The 22198-nt window shown below is 74.4% G+C and carries 18 protein-coding genes and 1 riboswitch; of the genes, 10 read left to right on the top strand and 8 right to left on the bottom strand.

What is annotated here, in order from left to right:
* The first annotated feature begins 37 nt into the window (after positions 1-37).
* Both SXIN_RS17215 and otsB read left to right on the top strand, forming a co-directional pair.
* Positions 38-322, top strand: a complete 285-nt coding sequence (locus SXIN_RS17215; RefSeq protein ID WP_420341056.1) for a DUF3263 domain-containing protein — start codon at positions 38-40, stop codon at positions 320-322.
* Between the two features lie 421 nt (positions 323-743).
* Complete coding sequence (otsB, locus tag SXIN_RS17220) at positions 744-1610, top strand: trehalose-phosphatase (RefSeq protein ID WP_019711258.1); 867 nt, start codon at positions 744-746, stop codon at positions 1608-1610.
* A gap of 711 nt (positions 1611-2321) precedes the next feature.
* On the opposite strand, the gene SXIN_RS17225 is transcribed toward otsB, so the two are convergent.
* Both SXIN_RS17225 and SXIN_RS17235 read right to left on the bottom strand, forming a co-directional pair.
* Positions 2322-3767, bottom strand: a complete 1446-nt coding sequence (locus SXIN_RS17225) for an alpha,alpha-trehalose-phosphate synthase (UDP-forming) (protein WP_019711257.1) — start codon at positions 3765-3767, stop codon at positions 2322-2324.
* 570 nt (positions 3768-4337) lie between these two features.
* Positions 4338-5303 carry a glucosyl-3-phosphoglycerate synthase gene (locus SXIN_RS17235; RefSeq protein WP_019711256.1) on the bottom strand — a complete coding sequence of 322 codons (966 nt, stop codon included), beginning with the start codon at positions 5301-5303 and terminating at the stop codon, positions 4338-4340.
* 178 nt (positions 5304-5481) lie between these two features.
* Positions 5482-5637: riboswitch (SAM riboswitch) on the top strand.
* 17 nt (positions 5638-5654) lie between these two features.
* Here SXIN_RS17235 and thrC point away from each other — a divergent pair.
* The 4 genes from thrC to groL all read left to right on the top strand — a co-directional run bounded on the left by thrC (position 5655) and on the right by groL (position 9941).
* On the top strand, positions 5655-7010 hold the full coding sequence (gene thrC / locus SXIN_RS17240; RefSeq protein ID WP_019711255.1) for a threonine synthase: 1356 nt from the start codon (positions 5655-5657) through the stop codon (positions 7008-7010).
* Positions 7007-7282 carry a MoaD/ThiS family protein gene (locus SXIN_RS17245; protein ID WP_019711254.1) on the top strand — a complete coding sequence of 92 codons (276 nt, stop codon included), beginning with the start codon at positions 7007-7009 and terminating at the stop codon, positions 7280-7282. Before thrC ends, SXIN_RS17245 begins: the two co-directional genes overlap by 4 nt.
* Positions 7283-7751: 469 nt before the next feature.
* Entirely contained in the window at positions 7752-7955 is a 204-nt protein-coding gene (locus SXIN_RS17250; RefSeq protein ID WP_003986833.1) for a cold-shock protein, read from the top strand.
* A 363-nt stretch (positions 7956-8318) separates the two neighbouring features.
* A complete protein-coding gene (gene groL / locus SXIN_RS17255; RefSeq protein ID WP_019711253.1) occupies positions 8319-9941 on the top strand; it encodes a chaperonin GroEL in 1623 nt (540 codons plus the stop codon).
* Positions 9942-10079: 138 nt separating this feature from the next.
* Here the strand turns inward: groL and murQ are convergent, their stop codons facing one another.
* Together murQ and SXIN_RS17265 are read right to left on the bottom strand one after the other, a co-directional pair.
* A complete protein-coding gene (gene murQ, locus SXIN_RS17260; protein ID WP_095757192.1) occupies positions 10080-11048 on the bottom strand; it encodes an N-acetylmuramic acid 6-phosphate etherase in 969 nt (322 codons plus the stop codon).
* A gap of 198 nt (positions 11049-11246) precedes the next feature.
* Positions 11247-12239 carry a MurR/RpiR family transcriptional regulator gene (locus SXIN_RS17265; RefSeq protein ID WP_095757193.1) on the bottom strand — a complete coding sequence of 331 codons (993 nt, stop codon included), beginning with the start codon at positions 12237-12239 and terminating at the stop codon, positions 11247-11249.
* Between the two features lie 251 nt (positions 12240-12490).
* Here SXIN_RS17265 and SXIN_RS17270 point away from each other — a divergent pair, with 251 nt between their 5' ends.
* Entirely contained in the window at positions 12491-12853 is a 363-nt protein-coding gene (locus tag SXIN_RS17270) for a hypothetical protein (RefSeq protein ID WP_095758078.1), read from the top strand.
* A gap of 43 nt (positions 12854-12896) precedes the next feature.
* The gene (locus tag SXIN_RS17275) at positions 12897-13202 is read left to right on the top strand and encodes a DUF4031 domain-containing protein (RefSeq protein ID WP_019711251.1); all 306 of its coding nucleotides are present in this window, start codon (positions 12897-12899) and stop codon (positions 13200-13202) included.
* Positions 13203-13312: 110 nt separating this feature from the next.
* Here the strand turns inward: SXIN_RS17275 and SXIN_RS17280 are convergent, their stop codons facing one another.
* From SXIN_RS17280 to SXIN_RS17290, 3 genes are all read right to left on the bottom strand, one after another.
* Entirely contained in the window at positions 13313-14518 is a 1206-nt protein-coding gene (locus SXIN_RS17280) for a Cmx/CmrA family chloramphenicol efflux MFS transporter (RefSeq protein ID WP_019711250.1), read from the bottom strand.
* A gap of 471 nt (positions 14519-14989) precedes the next feature.
* Positions 14990-15628 (bottom strand): HD domain-containing protein, encoded by a 639-nt coding sequence (locus tag SXIN_RS17285; RefSeq protein WP_019706563.1) that lies wholly within the window; start codon positions 15626-15628, stop codon positions 14990-14992.
* 126 nt (positions 15629-15754) lie between these two features.
* Positions 15755-18097, bottom strand: a complete 2343-nt coding sequence (locus tag SXIN_RS17290; RefSeq protein WP_095757194.1) for a HelD family protein — start codon at positions 18095-18097, stop codon at positions 15755-15757.
* A gap of 465 nt (positions 18098-18562) precedes the next feature.
* Here SXIN_RS17290 and SXIN_RS30965 point away from each other — a divergent pair, with 465 nt between their 5' ends.
* Both SXIN_RS30965 and SXIN_RS17300 read left to right on the top strand, forming a co-directional pair.
* Positions 18563-18844, top strand: coding sequence for a hypothetical protein (locus SXIN_RS30965; protein WP_157916298.1), 282 nt, complete (start codon positions 18563-18565; stop codon positions 18842-18844).
* Between the two features lie 220 nt (positions 18845-19064).
* The gene (locus SXIN_RS17300; RefSeq protein ID WP_095758079.1) at positions 19065-20342 is read left to right on the top strand and encodes a glycosyltransferase 87 family protein; all 1278 of its coding nucleotides are present in this window, start codon (positions 19065-19067) and stop codon (positions 20340-20342) included.
* Here the strand turns inward: SXIN_RS17300 and SXIN_RS17305 are convergent.
* Entirely contained in the window at positions 20294-21964 is a 1671-nt protein-coding gene (locus SXIN_RS17305) for a DNA repair helicase XPB (protein ID WP_039823754.1), read from the bottom strand. The genes SXIN_RS17300 and SXIN_RS17305 overlap by 49 nt on opposite strands.
* Between the last annotated feature and the right edge of the window lie 234 nt (positions 21965-22198).

Here is a 22198-nt window from a genome sequence, read left to right on the forward strand (position 1 = left end):
GGCCGGGGCGTCGGCGGGGGCCGTTATGTTGGACGGTGTGAACGAGACCGGAGACGACGAGGCGGTGCCCGAGGGCGGCGGTGACCGGGGCGGCGCCCAGGGGCTGACCGACCGCGACCGGGCCGTCCTCTCCGTCGAGCGGCGTTCCTGGCCGGGGCCCGGAGCCAAGGAGCGGGCGATCCGGGAGCAGCTCGGGCTCTCCCCGGCCCGCTACTACCAGCTGCTCAACGCCCTGCTCGACGATCCGCGGGCGCTGGCCCACGATCCGGTCACGGTCAACCGCCTCCGCCGGGTGCGCGAGGAGCGGCGCGCTCGCCGCTGAGGCCGGGGCGGCTTTCCGGGCGCGGAGTTCTTCTCCCGCGCTGCGCGCGGGGTGCCACCCTCCCGCCCTGCCCGTTACTGCTCATCCCTCCTGCGGGCAGGGTGCCGGGAGCGGCCCGGTCCGTGTGGCGGGTGGAGCCGGGGAGGCGCTTCCCGGTGCGGGTGCGCAGAGCTGTTCCCGCGCTGCGCGCGGGGGCGTGTCGGTGGGGCCGGGGTCCGAGGAGCGCCCCGAAGTGGTTCCCGCGCTGCGCGCGGGGCGTGACCCTCCCGCTCTGCCCGTTACTGCTCATCCCTCCTGCGGGCGAAGAGCCGGGCGACCCTCCGACGCGGTCCGTGCGCCCCGTGCGGCAGTCGGAGGAAGGCCGGGATGGCCGGAAAGGCGGGGCGTCGGGGGCGCCGCCGGTCCCGGTAGGCTCGGCCGCATGGGCAGTCATCCGCATCCCCTGCCGACCCCTGTCACCGACGCCGGGCGCGACGGCCTCGCCGCGCTTCTGGAACGGCCCGAACGGGCTGTCGTGGCCCTCGACTTCGACGGCACCCTCGCACCGATCGTGCCGGACCCCGAACAGGCCCGCGCCCACCCCGGTGCCGTACCGGCGCTCGCCCGCCTCGCGCCGCTCCTCCGTTCGATCGCCGTGATCACCGGCCGCCCCGCCGACGTCGCGGTGCGGAACGGCGGATTCAGCGGGGTCCCCGGACTGGAACACCTCGTGGTTCTCGGCCACTACGGCGCCGAGCGCTGGGACGCCGTCAGCGCCACCGTGACCGCGCCCGACCCGCACCCGGGCGTCGCCGCCGTCCGCGCGGAACTGCCCGGGGTCCTCGACCACAACGGGGCCTGGAAGGGAACGTGGGTCGAGGACAAGGGCCGCGCCGTGGCGGTGCACACCCGCCGGGCCACTGACCCCCAGGCCGCCTTCGAGCAACTGCGCGAGCCCCTCGCGGCCCTGGCCGAGCGGCACGGACTGATCGTCGAACCCGGCCGGATGGTGCTGGAACTGCGCCCGCCGGGGATCGACAAGGGCGTGGCGCTGACCGCTTACGTACGGGAGAGCGGGGCCGGCGCGGTCGTGTACGCCGGGGACGACCTCGGGGACCTGGCGGCCTACGCGGCGGTGGACGAGCTGAGGTCTCAGGGCGTGCCCGGACTGCTGGTGTGCAGCGCGGCCGCCGCCGGGGAGGGCGCCGAGGAACTGGCGGAACGGGCCGATGTGGTGGCCGACGGCCCGGAGGGGGTCGTGAACCTCCTCGACGCCCTGGCCACCGCGGTGGCGGAACAACAGGACTGAGAACGGCCGGCCCGGCCGGAGGCCGGAGGCTCTGCCCGGCAACTCCGCCTGGCGCCCCGGCCTGGCGGCGCCCCGGCCCGGTGCTCCTGCCCGCGACTCCGCCTGGTGCCCCGGCCTGGCGGATTCGCCCCGGCGCCCCCGCGCCCGGCGGCCCGGCCCGACGCTCCCCACCCGGCGGCCCTGCCCGACGCTCCCCACCCGGTGGTCTCGCCCGGCGCTCCCCACCCGGTGGTCTCGCCCGGCGCTCCCCACCCGGTGGTCTCGCCCGGAGCCCCGGCCCGGTGGCTTCGGCGCCGTGGCCGCCGGAGAGGGCGGGGCTCGTGCAGGCACCCGCCATGCCGCAACTGCTGCCGACTGCCCGCAGGAAGCACCCTGCCCCTGTCGTGTGCCCGCAGGACGATGAGCAGCAATGGGCGGGCGGGAGGGTCGCACCCCGCGCGCAGCGCGGGGGAAACGGCGCCGCGGACGCCGGACCATCGCCCTCGCACCCCGGACCGGCGCGAACCCCGGCCCGAACCCGGCGCAACGAAGGAAGCCCCGCGCCCTGCACGAACCCGCCCCGCGCCCGGCGCGAACCGGCCACCCCGCGCGGAACCCGCGCCGCCCGCACCCGCGCGGAACCCCGGACCCCGCGCACCCGCGCGGCCCCAGCGCACCCGGGCCCGGATCACCCCGGACCTGCGACTCGCGCGGAACCCCGCGCACCCCGCGCTACAGCGCGTTCAGCTGGTCCAGGAACCACCGCTGGGGCGGGAGCGAGGACGCCGCGGCGGCCAGCCGCTTGGTGCGTTCGGCCCGTTCGGCGGTCCCCATGCCCAGGGCGGTGTCCAGGGCCCGGGCCGTGCCCGACACGTCGTACGGGTTGACCGTCACCGCGTCCTCGCCGAGCTCCTCGTACGCCCCGGCCTCCCGCGAGAGGACCAGCGCGCAGCCCTCGTCGGAGACGAGCGGGATCTCCTTGGCGACGAGGTTCATGCCGTCCCGGATCGGGTTGACCAGGGCCACGTCGGCGAGCCGGTACGCGGCCAGGGAGCGGGCGAAGTCGTCCTCGACGTGGAGGATCACCGGCCGCCAGCCGTCCGTGCCGAAGGTCTCGTTGATCTCCTCGGCGACCCGGGCGACCTCGGCCGTGTAGTCGCGGTAGACGGCCAGATCCTGCCGGGACGGGTAGGCGAACGCGACGTGCACGACGCGCCCGCGCCACTCGGGGCGGTCCGTCAGCAGTTCGCGGTAGGCGAGCAGGCCGCGGACGATGTTCTTGGACAGCTCGGTCCGGTCGACCCGGACGATCACCTTCCGGCCGGGGCCGATCTGCTCGCGCAGGGTCGCGAGCCGTTCGTCGACGTCCGGCCGCCGTGAGCGTTCGCGCAGGAAGTCGGCGTCCGCGCCCAGGCCGTGCACCCCGACGCGGGTGGCCGGCGGTTCGCCGAGGAGGTCGGTGCAGCAGGCGGTGAAGGCGTCGGCCCAGCGCCGGGTGAGGAAGGCCGCGCGGTCGGCGCCGAGGATGCCGCGCAGCAGCTGCCGCCCGATGTCGTCGGGGAGCAGCCGGAAGTACTCCGGCGGGGCCCAGGGGGTGTGCGAGAAGTGGCCGATCCGCAGGTCGGGACGGCGTTCGCGGAGCATTCCGGGCACGAGGCAGAGGTGGTAGTCCTGCACGAGGACGGCGGCGCCCTCGGCGGCCTCCTCGGCCAGCGCGTCGGCGAAGGCCGCGTTGTACGCCTCGTAGGCGGCCCACTGACGGCGGAACTCGGCGTCGAACACCGGCTCGAAGGGCGTCTGGTACAGCATGTGGTGCACGAACCACAGCACCGAGTTGGCCACGCCGTTGTACGCGGTGGCGAAGACGTCCGGGTCGATGTCCAGCATCCGTACCGTCTGGCCGCCGGTGTCGGCGGGGTCGAGATGCCCGCCGGTACGGCGCACGGCCTCGCGGTCGCCGTCGCCGAGGGCCGCGCAGACCCAGACCGCGTCGCCCTCGACCGCCGAGAGCCCCGAGACGAGCCCGCCGCCACCGCGTTTGGCGACGAGAGCGGGGGCGTTCTCCGCCCCGGACCCGCCGTCACCGCCGTGACCCGGCGGTTCCTGCCCGGCGAGGCTGTACGAGACGGGGCCGCGGTTGGACGCGACGAGTATGCGGGCTGCCTGCTCAGCGACCATGACGCGAGCCTAGCCCGACCGTGATCCGCTCAAACGTGCGTTTCCGCACCCCGGCCGAGTCCGGCCGGAAGACGCCGCCCCGGGGACGGGCGGGCCGCACCGGGGCAGGCGGCACCGGCGGCACGGGCACGGGCCGCACCGGGGCGGGCGGCGGCACGGGTACGGGAACCGGCACGGGCCGTACCGGTACCGGGACCGGCGGCACGGGCACGGGGACCCGCACCGGCGCCCCCGGCACGGCCCGCCGCACCCGGACCGGCACCGGCCCGGACAGGCCCGCCGGGGCCGGCCGGATCCCGCCTCCCCCGGCACCCCTGCCGTGCCCGGCGCCTCCGGCGGACCGGGACCCCCGCCCGCCGCCTCCCGCCGGCGCCACAGGGCCCCGCCGCGCCGGGAGCGGTCCGCCGTGGCGGCCGGCCGGGGCGGCGGCCACCGTGGTCACACCGGTGGCGCGGGCCAGGCCGGAACCCCGCGCACGGCGCCGCCACGGCGCACAGCGCCGCCGCCGGGCGCCGCGGAGCCCGCCGGGCGCGTCCGACGGCCTGCCCGGCGGACGGCTCCGCGCCGGCCTCACGCCGCCCTCCGGCGCTGCCGGGCCGTGTACTCCGGGACGGTGCACATCGGGGGCCGCTCCTCCGTGGTCACCTCGTGCACGGTGGGGCTGAAGAGCCGGTCCGAGCCGCGGTCGAACTGGGTCAGCACGGGGCGCACGAGGTGGCCGCGCTCCAGCCGCCGCTGGGCGGTGCTGTAGATCGTGGCGGCCATCCGCCCGAGCGCCTGGCCGTCCTGGTTGCGGTGGTGCCGGACGCCCACGTCCACCTGGGCGAGCGCCTCCAGCCCGGCGAGTTCCAGCGTGTCGACGAGCATGCCCAGCTCGACGCCGTAGCCGACGGGGAACGGCAGCCGCTCCAGCAGCGCCCTGCGGGCCGCGTACTCGCCGCCCAGGGGCTGGACGAAGCCGGCGAGCTGCGGCCAGTGCAGATTGAGCAGCGGGCGGGCCACCAGCTCGGTGACCCGGCCGCCGCGTTCGCCGCCGCCGCTCATCGGGCGGTCGTACATGGCTTTGACCAGGTGCAGGCCGGGATCGGTCAGCAGCGGCCCGACGATGCCGGAGACGAACCGGCAGTCGAACTCGCGCAGGTCCGCGTCGACGAAGCAGACGATCTCCCCCTCGGTCACCAGCAGTGACCGCCACAGCACCTCCCCCTTGCCGGCCGCGACCGGTATCCGGGGCAGGACGGAGTCGCGGTGCACCACCCGGGCCCCGGCCTCCGCGGCGACCCGGGAGGTGCCGTCGGAGGACCCGGAGTCCATGACGACGAGTTCGTCGACGAGCGGGGTCTCCCCGGACATCAGTTCGCCACGTATCGCCTCGACGATCGCCCCGACCGTGGCCTCCTCGTTGAGGGCGGGGAGAACGACGCTGACCGTCCCGGAGGCTCCGGCCGCCTGTTTCGCGGCGCGCAGAGCGTCGAGCGGACGTTCGGAGGCGGACCAGGAGTGCCGGTCCAGCCAGAGCTCCACCTCTTCCAGCACGTGATCGTCTCCCTGCCTGTTCGGGGATGCCGCCGCCCAGCAGCGGCCGCATCTCGCGGTTCGGACGCCTGCCTCCACAGTCCGAGCCTTCGGTTACAGTCTTGAGCAACACGCGTGACCACCGCATCTCGGGGGTGGTCGGCGCCCACAAACGCCCGGGCCCCGCCCGGTGCCATACCGCTCATCCAGAGGGGCAGAGGGAACGGCCCGTTGAAGCCCCGGCAACCCTCCCGCCGGTCTCGGTCCTCCGACGCACAGCGTCCGGAGCGAGGCTCCCGGTGGGGAAGGTGCCAATTCCGGCTCGCGGCGAGGTACGCCGTGAGGAAGATGAGGAGAAAGGGCCTCGCCTGCATGGCTGTGCACACCGTTGGACAAACGGACACCACCGAGAACACCGGAAACGCCGAGAACACCGGCTCCGCTGCCGGGAACCCCGGACACCCCCAGCAGCCCGGCCGGGTCGATCTGGGCCCCGCCGCCGCCCTCTCCTGCCGCGAATGCGGCCACCGCACACCGCTCGGCCCCGTCTTCGCCTGTGCCGAGTGTTTCGGCCCGCTGGAGGTCGCTTACGAGCTGCCCGCCGGTGACCCGGAGGCGCTGCGCGAGCGGATCGCGGCGGGACCCGACAACATCTGGCGTTACGCTCCGCTGCTGCCCGTCCCGGCGGACGTCGCGGAGAAGCCCAATCTGAACCCCGGCTTCACCAAGCTGATCAAGGCCGACCGGCTCGCCCGCGAGCTGGGCGTCACCGGCGGGCTGCACGTCAAGGACGACTCCGGCAACCCCACCCACTCCTTCAAGGACCGGGTGGTGGCCATCGCCGTCGAGGCCGCGCGCGCCTTCGGCTTCACCACCCTCTCCTGCTCCTCCACCGGCAACCTGGCCGGCGCGGTGGGCGCCGCGGCGGCCCGCTCCGGCTTCCGCTCCTGCGTCTTCATCCCGCACGACCTGGAGGCCGGCAAGGTCGTCATGGCCGCGGTCTACGGCGGCGACCTGGTCGGCATCGAGGGCACCTACGACGACGTGAACCGCTTCTGCTCGGAGCTGATCGGCGACCCGATCGGCGAGGGCTGGGGCTTCGTCAACGTCAACCTCCGGCCGTACTACGGCGAGGGCTCCAAGACCCTGGCCTACGAGATCTGCGAGCAGCTCGGCTGGCGGCTGCCGGACAACCTCGTCGTCCCCATCGCCTCCGGCTCCCAGCTCACGAAGATCGACAAGGGGCTGAAGGAGCTGATCGCGCTCGGGCTGGTCGAGGAGAAGCCGTACAAGATCTTCGGCGCGCAGGCCGAGGGCTGCTCCCCGGTGTCCCGCGCCTTCAAGGACGGGCACGACGTGGTGCGCCCCGTGAAGCCGGACACCATCGCCAAGTCGCTGGCGATCGGCAACCCGGCCGACGGCCCGTACGTCCTGGACATCGCCCGCCGCACGGGCGGCGCCGTCGAGGACGTGAACGACGAGCAGATCGTCGACGCCATCAAGCTGCTGGCCCGCACCGAGGGCGTCTTCGCGGAGACCGCGGGCGGTGTCACCGTCGGCGTGCTGAAGAAGCTCATCGAGACCGGGCAGCTCGACCCGGCCGGTGAGACCGTCGTGCTCAACACCGGTGACGGCCTCAAGACCCTGGACGCGGTGGCCCCCACCACCGGTCCCTCCGCCACCATCCGTCCCACCCTCGCATCCTTCCGAGAGGCAGGCCTCGCATGAGCGTCACCGTCCGAATCCCGACCATCCTGCGGACCTACACCGGCGGCAAGGCCGAGGTGGAGGCCGAGGGCGCGACGCTCGCCGAGGTGCTCGCGGACCTGGAGAAGAACCACCAGGGCATCGGCCCCCGCGTGCTGGACGACGCCGGCAAGCTGCGCCGCTTCGTCAACGTCTACGTCAACGACGACGACGTCCGCTTCGCCGAGGGCCTGGAGACGGCCACGCCGGACGGCGCGGGCGTCTCGATCATCCCGGCGGTCGCCGGCGGCTGAGCCGCCGCACCGGGGCGGTCCGGAAGCGGATCACCCGGTGGACCCACCCTGCGTCACCGCGATTGCCCCCTCCGTCAAAGAAGCGGAGGGGGTAATTCCGCGTCGTTGAGCGCGGTACAGTTGGTTCGATCCCTTTCCGGCATCCGCCGACCGCAGACGAGAACGCGACAACCTGTGTCCGAAGGACGAGGGCGATTTGTCGCGAAGGTCCGTCGTGCCCGGTCCGCCTTGCCCCGGATTCTCCGGGAATCCCCCGGAACCCCCCTTCCGGCCGCGGCTGAATTCTCGTCCGATTGACCTGTTGCAGAGGGCAGTTGGGCAGATACATTCGGCCGCGGTCGACGCGTTCCGGCGCACACTTCCCGGTGGTCCCCCCATGCCGACGGCCAAGGGACCGCTGGGTCGTGAGGTCTGACCCGGGTCCGCGGAGTGCGGTCCTGCGCAAGGGCCAGTAATAGGGGAGTTAGGAATGGCTCAGGGCACCGTCAAGTGGTTCAACGCGGAGAAGGGATACGGCTTCATCGCGGTCGACGGTGGTGCGGACGTCTTCGTGCACTACAGCGCGATCCAGATGGACGGCTACCGCACCCTCGAAGAAGGCCAGCGGGTGGAGTTCGAGATCTCGCAGGGCCAGAAGGGGCCGCAGGCGGACATGGTCCGCGTCGCCGGCTGAGCGCCGACCGGCCACACCTCGGAAGGGCCCGCACCCCCGGCGCAGGGGGTGCGGGCCCTTCGCCGTGCCCGCGCCCGTCCCCGCCCCCGTCCCGTGCCCGCCCCGGCCCGCGCCGTGAGGGCCGTACGCGCCCGGAGGCTCCGGTGGGCGCTTGCACTCGAAGGGGGAGAGTGCTAATCATTGGCGTTAGCACTCTCCCCCGGAGAGTGACAGAAGGACCGGGTCGGTGAGGCCCGCAGGCCAAGCGGGGCAAGGAACCGCGAGGCCGGCAGGCCGTCCGTCGCGGGCGCCAGCGCGGTCCGGAGAAATCCTCCCCCAGCCGCAGGCCGGGGGGACCCCGAAGTCCTGGGAGGACCACTTCACATGGCCAAGACCATCGCGTTCGACGAGGAGGCGCGGCGCGGCCTCGAGCGCGGAATGAACCAGCTCGCCGACGCCGTCAAGGTCACTCTCGGCCCCAAGGGCCGGAACGTCGTCCTCGAGAAGAAGTGGGGCGCGCCCACGATCACCAACGATGGTGTCTCCATCGCCAAGGAGATCGAGCTCGAGGACCCGTACGAGAAGATCGGCGCCGAGCTGGTCAAGGAAGTCGCGAAGAAGACCGACGACGTCGCCGGTGACGGCACGACGACCGCGACCGTCCTGGCCCAGGCGCTGGTCCGCGAGGGCCTCCGCAACGTAGCCGCGGGCGCCAACCCGATGGCTCTCAAGCGCGGCATCGAGAAGGCCGTCGAGGCCGTCTCCGCCGCTCTGCTGGAGCAGGCGAAGGACGTCGAGACCAAGGAGCAGATCGCCTCCACGGCCTCCATCTCCGCCGGCGACCCCCAGATCGGCGAGCTCATCGCCGAGGCCATGGACAAGGTCGGCAAGGAAGGCGTCATCACCGTCGAGGAGTCGCAGACCTTCGGGCTGGAGCTGGAGCTCACCGAGGGCATGCGCTTCGACAAGGGCTACATCTCCGCCTACTTCGCCACCGACATGGAGCGGATGGAGGCGTCGCTCGACGACCCGTACATCCTGATCGTCAACTCCAAGGTCAGCGCGGTCAAGGACCTCCTCCCGCTGCTGGAGAAGGTCATGCAGTCCGGCAAGCCGCTGCTGATCATCGCCGAGGACGTCGAGGGCGAGGCCCTCTCGACCCTGGTCGTCAACAAGATCCGCGGCACCTTCAAGTCCGTCGCGGTCAAGGCGCCCGGCTTCGGTGACCGCCGCAAGGCCATGCTCGGCGACATCGCCATCCTCACCGGTGGCACCGTCATCTCCGAGGAGGTCGGCCTCAAGCTGGAGAACGCCGGTCTGGAGCTGCTGGGCCGCGCCCGCAAGGTCGTCATCACCAAGGACGAGACGACGATCGTCGACGGCGCCGGCGACAGCGAGCAGGTCCAGGGCCGCGTCAACCAGATCCGGGCCGAGATCGAGAACTCCGACTCGGACTACGACCGCGAGAAGCTCCAGGAGCGCCTGGCGAAGCTGGCCGGCGGCGTGGCCGTCATCAAGGCCGGTGCCGCCACCGAGGTCGAGCTGAAGGAGCGCAAGCACCGCATCGAGGACGCGGTGCGCAACGCCAAGGCCGCCGTCGAGGAGGGCATCGTCGCCGGTGGTGGCGTGGCCCTGCTGCAGACCGTCTCCGTCTTCGAGAAGCTGGACCTCTCGGGTGACGAGGCCACCGGTGCGCAGGCCGTCAAGCTCGCGCTGGAGGCCCCGCTCAAGCAGATCGCGGTCAACGCCGGTCTCGAGGGCGGCGTCGTGGTCGAGAAGGTGCGGAACCTGACTCCGGGTCACGGCCTCAACGCCGCGACCGGCGAGTACACCGACCTGATGGCCGAGGGCGTCATCGACCCGGCGAAGGTCACGCGCTCCGCGCTGCAGAACGCCGCGTCGATCGCCGCGCTGTTCCTCACCACCGAGGCCGTCATCGCCGACAAGCCGGAGAAGGCCGCCGCGGCCGCTCCGGGTGGCATGCCCGGCGGTGACATGGACTTCTGATCGGCCCCGGCCGGTCACGTCGATCCTCGTTTCGGAGGGCGGCACTCCTCAGGGGGTGCCGCCCTCCGGCGTTCCCCGGCCCGTGCCGCGGGCCGTCCGGCTGCCGGAGCCGGACCGCCGGGGTGCCGGGTTGGCGGCTCAGCGTTCCGCGGCCGCTTCCAGGGCGGTGCGGAGACGCCCGTCCGCCTCCTCCAGCAGCCGGGCCGCCGTGGGGGCGTCCACGCCGCCGAGCAGCACCAGAACGGCGTTCTTCACCTCACCGCCCGTGGCGGCCAGCGCGGCCTCGATCTCCCCCTCCCCGGCGCCGGTGGCGAGCGCCACGATCCGCCGGGAGCGGGCGCGCAGCTTCTCGTTCGAGGCCCGGACGTCGACCATCAGATTCCCGTAGGTCTTGCCCAGCCGGATCATGGTGATCGTCGACAGCATGTTGAGGACCAGCTTCTGCGCGGTGCCGGCCTTGAGCCGGGTCGAACCGGTCAGCAGCTCCGGGCCGGTGACCACCTCGATGCCGTGCTCGGCCGCCGCCGCCAGGGCCGAGCCCGGGTTGCAGGACAGCCCGACGGTCAGCGCCCCCCGGGAGCGGGCGTGCTCGACGGCGCCGACGGCGTACGGGGTGCGGCCGGAGGCGGAGACGCCGACCACCGTGTCCTCCGGGGCCAGGGCGAGGGCGTCGAGGTCCGCGGCCGCCTGCTCCCCGTCGTCCTCGGCGCCCTCGACGGAGTGCACCACGGCGGACGGGCCGCCCGCGATCAGCCCGACGACCTGACCCGGCGGGGTGTTGAACGTCGGCGGGCACTCACTGGCGTCCAGCACGCCGAGACGCCCGGCGGTGCCCGCGCCCGCGTAGATCAGCCGGCCGCCCCGCGCCATCCGCGCGGCGATGCCGTCGACGGCCGCGGCGATCCGCGGCAGCTGCGCGGCCACGGCGGCGGGGACGCCGGCGTCCTCCCGGTTCATGATCTCGGCGATCTCCCGCGTGGACAGCCGGTCGATCCCGGCCAGTTCGCCGCGGAACGCCTCGGTGGCCAGGGTGTCGAGCTGGGCGCGGAGGTCTTCGGAGGGCCGGCCGGGTGCCGGGGAGGGCTCGGGTGCGGGGGTGGGGGGCATGGCTGCCGCTCTCTCGGGGAGGACGATGCGGTGAGTGCGGCCGGCTTGCGCGCGGCCGGTGTGCGGGTCCCGTACGCGGGTCCGTGTGCGGTCCGGTACGGCGGACGTGGCGGATGGTGCGGGCCGGACGGGTGCGGCGGGTGCGGTGAGGGGTGTGCGGGTGCCGCGGGTCCGGTGAGCCCGCGCCGGGCCGACCGGTCAGCCGCGGGGGTTGTGGCGGTGGGCCAGGGCCTCGTACGAGGCGGCGAGGGCGGGCGCCGCGGTGTCATGGGTCCGCTGCGCCACTCCTATGAACAGGCAGTCCACGACCAGCAGTTGGCTGGTGCGGCTGGACATCGCCGCCGGCCGCAGCTCGCTCTCCCGGGCGGGGGAGGTCGTCAGTACGTGGTCGGCGTACTGGGTGATCTCGCCGTCCGGGTGGCCGGTGACGGCGACGGTCGTCGCGCCGCGGCCGAAGGCGGTGCGGAGCGGTTCGATCACGTCGACCGTGCGGCCGGAGTGGCTGATGGCGACGGCGGCGTCCCCGGCGCGCAGCTGGACCGCGCCCGTCATGGCGAGGTGCGGATCGGCGTGCGCGTGCGCGGACAGGCCGATGCGGAGCAGCTTCTGGGCCAGGTCCTGGGCGACGAGGTTGGACGCCCCGATGCCGTAGACATCGATCCGGCGGGCGCCGGCCAGCGCGGTGACGGCCGCGCCGAGCTGCGTGGCGTCGAGGCCGGCCGCGGTGTCGGCTAGGCACTGCTGCTCCTCGCGGGCCAGTTTGGCGATGACGTCCGGCAGCGGGTCGTCCACCGCGATGTCGGCCGTCACGGCCGGGGCGGCACCGGACTCCTGCTGGGCGGCGAGACCCGCGAGGGCCAGCCGCAGATCGCGGTAGCCGGGGTAGCCGAGGGCGCGGGCCGCGCGGACGACCGTGGCCTCGCTCGTGCCGGTGCGCTCGGCCAGGCCGGTGACGGTGAGCGCGGCGCAGCCGGCCGGGTCCCCGGCGACGGCCTCCGCCACCCGCTGCATGGAACGGGTCATCGCCGGCCCGAGCATTCTGACCTTCGCGGCGAGGGCCGCCGGGGCGGGCGGGAGCGCCGTGGCCGCTGTGGCCGCCGGTGCGCGGGCCGGGCGGCGGCCGGGGTGGTGTGGGGTGGACCCGGAGCGGGGTTCCGGGGCGGTGAAAGTTTCCTTCACGCTGTCGCTCACCCCTGAAAGGTATTTTCAGTGCTTCCGGGCCGTCAACCCCGGGCGGGGGTGCCTGCCGGCACGGGGTGCGCCGGGGTGTGGGCGCGGAGTTCTTTCCCGCGCTGCGCGCGGGTGACCGCCCTCCCACCCGCCCATTGCTGCGTACCTGTTGTGCGGGTGGGGCGCGCGGCCCCGGGGCGGTGGCCGTGGTGTGGCTGGGCGGTGTGGGCCGTTGCGGTGCGCGTGTGGCCGGAGGCGGGAGAATGGTGGGCATGGACCTCGAACACGCACTGCACGCCGCTCGGGCCCTGGTGATCGCCGATCTGGCATCCGCCGAGGTCGCCGACGCCGATGTCGTCTCCCTGGTCGAGGAGGCGGTGACGCACCGGCGCTGGTGGGTGGAACAGTGGCCGGAGGGCGCCGGGTTCGTCATCGGACTGGTGGCCCAGGACGTCCAGGACTCGCTGCTGGAGCGGTACGGACGGTGGCCGCTCTGCCCCGTCTGCACGGAGAGCGGCGACCCGCACGCCCTCGACGTCGAGCCGGAGCTCGGCACGGACCCGCACTGGGTCTGCCCCAAGACGGCGGTCTCGGTGTCCGCGGTCGGCAAGCTCGGCGCGGTGCTGGGAAGGTGAGAGCGGAGCACCCGGCGGTACGGGCCGGCGCCCGGAGGGCGGCATGACCGTCTACATCGATCCGCCGATATGGCCGGGGCACGGGCGGATGTGGTCGCACCTGGTCAGCGACGTCTCGTACGAGGAACTGCACGCCTTCGCCGAGCGGCTGGGTTCACCGCGCCGGGCCTTCGACCGCGACCACTACGACGTTCCGAGCGAGCGCTACCCGGCGGCGGTGGCGCTCGGGGCCGTGGAGATCGGCTCCAAGGAGCTGGTGCGGCGGCTCACGGCCGCCGGGCTGCGCCGTCCCAAGGGGCGGCCCGCCCCGGCGCCGCCCCGCATCCCCGGAGCCTTCCCGGGGCCCTGAGGTGCCGCCCCCGCCCTCGGGGCATCGTGCCGTCCGAGGCACCGACACCCTCCCGGCCGTCAGGTCGCCCGCGCCCGTCGGCTGTCACCCCGGCCGTCACACCAGCCCGGTCAGCCCGTCGGCCGTACCTGTTCCGGGGCCCGGCTGGAGCCGGCGACCACCGCGCTCGGCCCGCGGCGTCGCGCACGGGCCGACAGGACGATCGCCGGGATCGCCAGCAGCGTGAGTGCCGCGCCCGCCCAGGCCGTCGAGGTGAAGCCGAAGCCCGCGTCGATGACCGCTCCGCCGAGCCAGGGACCGCCCGTGTTGCCGAGGTTGAAGGCGGCCGTGACGGTGGCACCGGCCAGCGTCGGCGCCGCCCCCGCCACGTCGAACATCCGGGCGTTGAGGGCGGGAGCCGTGTAGAAGGCCGAGATGCCCAGCAGGAACGAGAGCGTCACCACGGCGAACGGAACGCTCGCCGTGAGCGCCACGGCGACCAGCAGCACCAGCGACGCCACCGCGCCGCTGAGCAGCACCCCGAAGAGGTGGGCGTCCGCGAACCGGCCGCCCAGCGCCGTCCCCAGCAGGGCACCGAAGCCGAACAGCATGAGCACCGTGGGCACCCAGCCGTCGTCGAGCCCGGCGACATCCGTGAGCAGCGGCGCCAGATAGCTGAAGAAGCAGAAGACACCGCCGCCGACGAGCGCGGTGGTGACGACCGCCAGCCACACCTGCCCCTCCCGGTAGACACGCAGCTCCTCGCGGAGCCTCGGCAGCTCGGCCGGGCGCGGGATACGGGGAATCAGCGCGACGATCCCGGCGAGGGCCACCGCGGAGGCCGCGCCGACCGCCCAGAACGCCGAGCGCCAGCCGAAGTGTTCGCCGAGGAACGCCCCCGCCGGTACGCCGAGGACATTGGCGATGCTCAGCCCGCCGAGCATGACGGCCATGGCACGGGCCCGCACCGTCACCGGGACCGTGGCGACGGCCACCGCCGCGCCCAGCGCCCAGAAGCCCGCGCACGCGAGGGCGCTCACGACCCGGGAGGCGAACAGCCATCCGTACGAGGGGGCCAGCGCCCCCGCGACCTGCCCCAGGCCGAAGACGGTGATCAGGGCGATGAGCGTGGCGCGGCGCGGGAGCCGGAGCGTCGCCATGGCCAGCAGCGGGGCGCCGACGACCATGCCGAACGCGAACGCCGAGATCAGCAGCCCGGCCCTCGGAATGCTGACGTCCATGTCCTCCGCGATCGGCGGCAGCAGCCCCGTGAGCATGAACTCGGACGTTCCCAGGGCGAAGACCGACAGACCCAGGATGTACACGGCGAGGGGCATGCGGGAGCGATCGGTTGGCATGACTCGGAGCAACAACGGTCGCGGTCATGCCATTCCCCGGCGGAGGGTGTCGTAAGTCTCCCCGGCAGGCTCTTTCCCGGCCCGTGAGCAGGGCTTCCCCGGTCCTCTCCGCTGCGTACGGCATCCCGTCCCATGGCCTCCGGCCGCGGACCGGGGCGGGGGCCGGGGAAGCGGGACCGACGCCGCAGGAGCGGGGCGCCGACCGGGAGGCCGGCCGGCGGGCCCGGTGACGGCCCGGCCGGCCGTCACCGGGTGAACACGAACTCGGATGTCCCCGGGGCGAAGACCGGCAGACCCAGGACGTACACGGCGAGGGGCATGGGGGGGCACAAGGGCACGGGGGCACGGGGGCACGAGGAGCGGGAGATGCCCGGAACCGGAGAGGAGCCGCCCGATCGAACGGAAGGCCCACCCCGCCCCGGCCGCCACCCCGCCCCGTACCCCGCCTCGTCACCCCGTGAGCAGGCTCAGCTCCGTGGCCATGTTGTGCCGGGCGGTCGGCTCCCACCGCTCGCCGCCGGGGGTACGGAACAGCCGCTCCAGCCCGAGCAGCGACCGCAGCACCTCGGCGCGCCCCTCGCGGAACTCCTCGTCCGGCACGAACGCGTACTCCTCGCGGACGGCCGCCGCGTAGGCCGCGTACTCCTCGGGCGGGCCCGCCAGGACGGCCAGGTCCGCGTCGCACAGCACCTCGCCGTTGGTGTCGCCGGGCGCCGGATCGTGGGTGACGGTGAGGCGGACGAGCCGGGCCGTCTCCGCCGTACGGTCCGGGGAGACACCGGCCTCGGGCAGGGCGAGTTCGGCGAGTCGGGCGCTGCGTTCCTCGTTCTCCGAGCGGTCCGGGCGGTAGACGGCGTCGTGGAACCAGGCGGCCAGCCGCACCGCGTCCGGGTCCGCGCAGTGGCCGGCCAGCTCGTCGATCCGGTCGAGGACGGCCGCCAGATGGCCGGTGGTGTGGTAGTGCCGCTGCGGCTCGGCCCAGCGGGCGAGCAGGTTCTCGCCGTACGGACGCGGGTCCGGAAACGGGCCGGGGCCCTCCTGGCAGCGGCGCAGCAGTCCGGTCCAGCGGTCGAGAAGAGGGACGGGCATGGGCCCATTGTGCGATACGGCGACCGGCGCCGCCGGGCGTATGGGCGAGCCCGGCCGCGACCGGGGACGCGCGCCCGGCCGCGGCCCGCGGTGCCCGCCCGGCCGGCACCCGGCGCGGCCCCGCCGTCATCCCAACTCGGTCGGCAGGTCCTCCGTGTGCAGCACCGTCAGGCCCGACACCGCGCGGGTGAGGGCCACGTACAGCCGGCGCAGCCCGGTGCGCCGGTCGGGCTCGGCGGCGACGACCGCGGCCGGTTCGTCCAGCACCACGTAGTCGTACTCCAGGCCCTTGGCGAGCGAGGCCGGGACGAGCGTGAGCCGGGCGTCCGCCGTCGTCTCCTCGCCGGGTGACAGATACGGCAGCCCGGCCGCTGCCAGCGCCCCGGCCAGCGCCGGGACGCGGGCGTCGGCCGCGATCAGGCCCACGGAGCCCTCGTGTTCCAGCGCCTCGCGGCACGCCTCTGCGACGGCCGCGGCGAGGGCGGGCCGGGGGCCGGTCTCCCCGGAGCCGTCCCCGTCACCATCCCCGTCACCGGCTTCGCCCCCGCCCCCGCCCCCGCTTCCGGCTCCGCTGCCGCCCCCGCTCCCGGCCCCCTCCACCCGGCGGATCTCCAGGGCGCCCGCCGCCTCCCGCACCGAGGTGGCCTCCTTCAGCCCGGGCGCGATGGCGGGCAGCAGCCGCGAGGCGTACGCGATGACGTCGCGCGGCACCCGGAAGCCCTCCGTCAGCTCCTCGATCCGCCCGTCCGGCTTGCCGAGATGGGACAGGGCCTCGGACCAGGCGGCGGTGGACCACGGGGTGGTGCCCTGGGCGAGGTCGCCGAGGATCGTCGCGGAGCCGGTGGTGCAGCGGCGGCCCACCGCCCGGTACTGCATGGGGGAGAGGTCCTGCGCCTCGTCCAGGACGACATGGCCGAGGGACGGGGTGCGTTCGACGAGGTCCCGCACCTCGTCGATCAGCACGGCGTCGGCCGCCGACCACGCCGCCGACCGCACGCTCCGCGGCGGCTTCGGCCGGAGCAGCAGCGCCTGCTCCCCGGCGCTCAGCACGCCCTCGGCCTGCTCGGCGAGGAACGCCGCGTCGGAGAGCAGCCGCAGGACCAGCTTCGCCGGATCGACCGGCGGCCAGATCGCCTTGACCGCCGCCTTCACCGCACGGTCGCGGGCCACCGCGTTCTGCGTCCGGTCGTCCGGCGCCTCGCCCGCGGCCTCCATCCGCACCAGCACGGCGTGCGCGATCCGCTGCGGCAGCGCCTCGCGGGCGGCGCCGTAGCGGATGCCCCGGGCGAGCAACTCCTCCACGATCTGCCGCAGTTCCTCGGCGGGCACCCGCCAGCGCCGGGAGCCGCGGACGACGACCAGCCCCTCCCCGGGCGGCCGCACCCCGGAGCGGACGGCCCGGCGCAGCACCTCCGCCATCCGGGCGTCGCCCTTGAGCCGGGCCGCCTCGGGCGTGTCCGTACCGGTGACCGGGACATGGGCGACCAGGTCGTCGACGGTGGCCTGGGCGACCTCCAGCTCACCGAGCGCCGGCAGCACCTGCTCGATGTAGTGCAGGAAGGAGCGGTTCGGGCCGATGACGAGCGTGCCGGCGCGGGAGAGCCGCTCCCGGTGGGCGTAGAGGAGATACGCGACCCGGTGCAGGCCGACGGCCGTCTTGCCGGTGCCTGGCGCGCCCTGCACACAGAGGGTGCCGCCCAGCCCGGCGCGGACGATCTCGTCCTGCTCGGGCTGGATCGTCGCCACGATGTCGCGCATCGGGCCGACGCGGGGCCGTTCGATCTCCGTCTGGAGCAGCCGGCTGACGGTCTCGGCGGCGGCGGGGTCGGAGAGCCGCTCGTCCTCGTAGGCGGTCAGCTCCCCGCCGGTGTAGCCGAAGCGGCGGCGGAGCGCGACATCCATCGGCTCCTTCGGGGAGGCCCGGTAGAAGGGCTGCGAGACGGGGGCCCGCCAGTCGACGACCATGGGGTCCCCGTCGGCGTCGTGCACATGGCGGCGGCCGATGTAGTAGCGCGCCGCGCCGCCGGCCGCCGCCCCGGCTCGTCCCGCGCCGTCCGCACCTTCCGCGTCCCGCGCGTCTCCCGTCCGCTCCGCCTCGGGTGGGTGGAGGTAGTCCAGCCGGCCGAAGAAGAGCGGGGTGCCGGCGTGGTCGGCGAGGGCCTTGATCCGGTCGTCGATCTGGGACCGGAGGACGGCGGCGTTGACCCAGTTCGCGGTGACGTCGGTGATGTCGAGGGCCTCGGCGTCGGCGCGCATGGCGCGCAGCGCGGCCCGGGAGGCGGCGAGATGGGCCTGTTCGCGGCGGAGCGGGCCGGCGGGGTCCGGCTCTCCCGGCTCCCCCGCTCCGCCGGGCGTTCCGCCTCCTCCGGGCGCCGCGGTGTGCGGGAGACCCGTGGAGGCGGCCGGAGCCGGGGGACCCCCGGGGTCCGCGGGGTCGTCGAGATCGGCCGAGGACGGATACGCGGGCACGGCGAAGCCTCCGGAGTGACGTGGCACGGCGTGACGTGCCACAGGGCGTGACGGACCATGGCGTGCAGCGCGCGGACCTGCGGGTGCGCGCTGCGGGTGAACGAAAGTGGGGAACCGGCCGGTTTCCGTCCGGGCGGCGGCTCTCCCGGCGCGGCGGAACCGGTCCGGCGGACGCTGCGGCGACGCGCTGCGGGAGGCGGGCAGACGGGCGATTGTAGCCAGCGGAGGCCGGACCGGCGAACGCTTTTCCCGTACGGTCCCCGCCTCGTTCCGCCCCGCCCCCGCCGGGCCCCGGGTTCGTCCGCCGTCTCCGCCGCCCCGTCCCCTACGGGACGGTCTCCTTCCAGGTCATCCGCCGGGTGGGTGCCCGGTGGGGCGGCTCGGTCCGGCGGAGTACCCGGGCCTTCGCAGGGTTACATCCCTGGACCGATGTGCGGCAACCGGATGAATCGCATCATGGAACACATGAGCACCATGACGACACCACCCATCCCGCCGCCCAGGCGGCCGTCGCCGGGGGCCGTCGCCTCCGGCGCGGAGCCCGGTCACCGCCGGCATGTCCTCGGTGACGCCCTGCACGCGATCCGGGTCTTCGCGGGGGCGGCGCTCAGCGTCGTCGTCCTCGGCGACACCGGCGACAAGGACGACAAGGACGACAAGGGCGAGGAGGCCGCCAAGGACGACCGCGGCGGCCGCGCTGCCGCCCGGGAGCCCGGCCGCGGCCCGGACCGGTCGCCCGGCCGGTAACCGGGCCGAGCCTGGCCGCGACCCCGGCCCGCCCGGAGAAGAAAACCGAACACAGGAACGGACACGCCGGAAACAGCGCTGCCGCCCGCTGACCCGTTCGAGTAGGGTTACCGCCGTTTGGTACTGACGGGACGGCGGACCGGAGGACGAACAGGTGGCTGCTGCTGCGACCGGCTCCGGCAGACGGCGCCTCACCCGGCCGACGGCCGCCGCGCTGCTGCTGCTCCTGCTCTCCCTCACCGCTTTCGCGGCGCTCTGCCTGCTCCGGCCGACGCCCATGGCCGACCTGCTCGTCTACCGCGCCGAGGGCCGCGCCGTCCTCGACGGCACCGACCTCTACGGGTTCCGGGTCACCGAGTGGAACCTGCCCGCCACCTACCCGCCGTTCGCGGCGATGCTGTTCGTCCCCACCGCGCTGCTGCCCCTGCTGCCGCTGAAGGCCGCCTTCGCCGCGACCAACGTGCTGCTGCTGGCCCTGCTCGTCCATCTCTCGCTGAGGCTGGCGGCCCCCGCCGCCGGGACCCGGCTGGCCACCTGGCCGCGCGGAGCCCTCGTCATCGGTGCGACCGCGCTCGGGCTGTGGCTCGAACCCGTCTTCCAGACGATGCTCTTCGGGCAGATCAACCTCGCCCTGGCCTGCCTGGTGCTGTGGGATCTGACCCGGCCCGACGGCGCCCGGGGCAAGGGCCTCGCCATCGGCGTCGCGGCCGGGATCAAGCTCACGCCCGCGATCTTCGCCGTCTACCTGCTGCTGACCGGCCGGGTGCGCGCCGCGCTGTGGTCCCTCGCGGGCTTCGCGGGCACGGTGCTCGCCGGTGTCGCCGTCCTGCCCGGGGCCAGCCTCGAGTTCTGGACCCGGCGGATGCTCGAGACCCGCCGTGTCGGCAGGGTGTGGATCGTCGACAACCAGTCCCTGCAGGGCCTGTTCGCACGGCTGCTGCACACCACCGACCCCGGCACCGTCTGGCGGGTGGCCGCTCTGGTGACGGCCGTCGCCGGGCTGCTGCTCGCCCGGCACGCGGTGCGGGCGCACGGCCACGAGGCGTGGGGCGTGCTCTGCACGGCGCTGACCGCGGTGCTGGTCTCCCCCATCAGCTGGTCGCACCACTGGGTGTGGTGCGTGCCGCTGCTCGTGCTGCTGGCCGTCGAGGCCGGGGCGCGGCCGCGGCCGGTGCTCGCCGTCGCCGCCCTGGTCCTCTTCACCGCCCGCAGCCACTGGCTGGTGCCGCACGACGGAGTCCTCGACCTGCGGCTGCCCTGGTGGCTCCAGCCGGCCGGCTCCCCGTATCCGCTGCTGGGCCTCGGCCTGCTGCTGTTCGCCGCCTGGCGGCTGCGCGGCACCCCGCAGGAACCCCCGCCGCCCGGGGCCGCCGGGGAGTCCGCGGGCACCGGGACGTCCGGCACCGGGACGCCCGGCACCGCACCGGTGCCGGGCCTGCCCGGGCCGCGTCAGACCTCGTCGCCCGCCGCCAGCTCGGACGCGTCGACGATGCGGTAGGAGTAGCCCTGCTCGGCCAGGAAGCGCTGGCGGTGCGCCGCGAAGTCCTGGTCGATGGTGTCGCGGGCGACGACCGAGTAGAACCGCGCCTCGTGCCCGTCCGCCTTGGGCCGCAGCACCCGGCCCAGCCGCTGCGCCTCCTCCTGGCGGGAGCCGAAGGTGCCGGAGACCTGGATGGCGACGGTCGCCTCGGGCAGGTCGACCGAGAAGTTCGCGACCTTGGAGACGACGAGGACGGACAGCTCGCCCTGCCGGAAGGCGTCGAACAGCTTCTCGCGCTGCGCGTTGCTCGTCTCGCCCTTGATGACGGGGGCGTCCAGATGCTCGCCGAGCTCGTCGAGCTGGTCGATGTACTGGCCGATGACCAGCGTCTGCTGCCCCGCGTGCTTGCGCACCAGCTCCTCGATCACCCGCTGCTTGGTGACCGTCGTGGCGCAGTAACGGTACTTCTCCTCCGGCTCGGCGGTGGCGTACGCCAGCCGCTCCGCGTCCGTCAGATCGACCCGCACCTCCACGCAGTCCGCCGGCGCGATGTAGCCCTGCGCCTCGATCTCCTTCCACGGCGCGTCGAACCGCTTCGGGCCGATCAGCGAGAAGACGTCCGACTCCCGCCCGTCCTCGCGCACCAGGGTCGCCGTCAGCCCGAGCCGGCGGCGCGCCTGGAGGTCCGCGGTGAACTTGAAGACCGGCGCGGGCAGCAGGTGCACCTCGTCGTAGAGGATCAGGCCCCAGTCGCGCGAGTCGAACAGCTCCAGGTGCGGATAGACGCCCTTCCGCCGTGTCGTCAGCACCTGGTACGTGGCGATGGTGACCGGGCGGATCTCCTTGCGGGTGCCGCTGTACTCGCCGATCTCGTCCTCGGTGAGCGAGGTGCGCTTCACCAGCTCGTGCTTCCACTGCCGGGCCGAGACGGTGTTCGTGACGAGGATCAGCGTCGTCGACTTGGCCGTGGCCATCGCCCCCGCCCCGACGAGCGTCTTGCCCGCGCCGCACGGCAGGACGACGACACCGGAGCCGCCGTGCCAGAAGTTCTCCACGGCCTGCCGCTGGTACGGGCGCAGCTGCCAGCCGTTCTCCTCCAGCTCCATCGGATGCGCCTCGCCGTCGACGTAACCGGCGAGGTCCTCGGCGGGCCAGCCCAGCTTGAGCAGCGTCTGCTTGATCTGCCCGCGCTCGGACGGGTGCACGGCCACGGTGTCCGGGTCGATCCGGGTGCCCACCAGCGGCTGGATCCGCTTCGACCGCAGGATCTCCTCCAGGACGGGACGGTCGGAGGACTCCAGGACCAGCCCGTGCACCGGGTGCTTCAGCAGCCGCAGCCGCCCGTAGCGGGCCATCGTCTCGGCGACATCGACCAGGAGGGCGTGCGGCACGGGGTAACGGGAGTACTCGACCAGCGCGTCGACGACCTGCTCGGCGTCGTGCCCGGCGGCGCGCGCGTTCCACAGGCCGAGCGGGGTCAGCCGGTAGGTGTGGATGTGCTCGGGGGCGCGTTCCAGCTCGGCGAAGGGCGCGATGGCGCGGCGGCACGCGTCCGCCTGCTCGTGGTCCACTTCGAGCAGGAGCGTTTTGTCGCTCTGGACGATCAGGCAGGACACGCGTACCTCCGCGGTTCGAATCATCAGTCGGCGTGACGGACGGCACGGACGGCAGCTCTGCCGCCGCTCGGCCGTGCCTCCCGGGCGTGCCGGAGAGAGGACCGGCCGGGTGCCGGGGACGCGCGCCGCTCTCCATGGTCGCCCATCGCGCCGGCCGGACGGGACGGTTCCTGCCGGTCGCCGGACCGAACGCTCGCCGGCCGCCCGCCGGGCGCCCGGCCCGGCACCTTTGCGAACGCACGTCCGGGCCGTGCCGAG

The organism is Streptomyces xinghaiensis S187 (assembly GCF_000220705.2).
Classification (GTDB): domain Bacteria; phylum Actinomycetota; class Actinomycetes; order Streptomycetales; family Streptomycetaceae; genus Streptomyces; species Streptomyces xinghaiensis.

Coding starts and splice junctions, on each gene's coding strand:
- otsB (WP_019711258.1), top strand. CDS start 744: ATGGGCAGTCATCCGCATCCCCTGCCGACCCCTGTCACCGACGCCGGG.
- SXIN_RS17225 (WP_019711257.1), bottom strand. CDS start 3,767: ATGGTCGCTGAGCAGGCAGCCCGCATACTCGTCGCGTCCAACCGCGGC.
- thrC (WP_019711255.1), top strand. CDS start 5,655: ATGGCTGTGCACACCGTTGGACAAACGGACACCACCGAGAACACCGGA.
- SXIN_RS17245 (WP_019711254.1), top strand. CDS start 7,007: ATGAGCGTCACCGTCCGAATCCCGACCATCCTGCGGACCTACACCGGC.
- SXIN_RS17250 (WP_003986833.1), top strand. CDS start 7,752: ATGGCTCAGGGCACCGTCAAGTGGTTCAACGCGGAGAAGGGATACGGC.
- groL (WP_019711253.1), top strand. CDS start 8,319: ATGGCCAAGACCATCGCGTTCGACGAGGAGGCGCGGCGCGGCCTCGAG.
- murQ (WP_095757192.1), bottom strand. CDS start 11,048: ATGCCCCCCACCCCCGCACCCGAGCCCTCCCCGGCACCCGGCCGGCCC.
- SXIN_RS17270 (WP_095758078.1), top strand. CDS start 12,491: ATGGACCTCGAACACGCACTGCACGCCGCTCGGGCCCTGGTGATCGCC.
- SXIN_RS17275 (WP_019711251.1), top strand. CDS start 12,897: ATGACCGTCTACATCGATCCGCCGATATGGCCGGGGCACGGGCGGATG.
- SXIN_RS17280 (WP_019711250.1), bottom strand. CDS start 14,518: ATGCCCCTCGCCGTGTACATCCTGGGTCTGTCGGTCTTCGCCCTGGGA.
- SXIN_RS17285 (WP_019706563.1), bottom strand. CDS start 15,628: ATGCCCGTCCCTCTTCTCGACCGCTGGACCGGACTGCTGCGCCGCTGC.
- SXIN_RS30965 (WP_157916298.1), top strand. CDS start 18,563: ATGAGCACCATGACGACACCACCCATCCCGCCGCCCAGGCGGCCGTCG.
- SXIN_RS17305 (WP_039823754.1), bottom strand. CDS start 21,964: ATGATTCGAACCGCGGAGGTACGCGTGTCCTGCCTGATCGTCCAGAGC.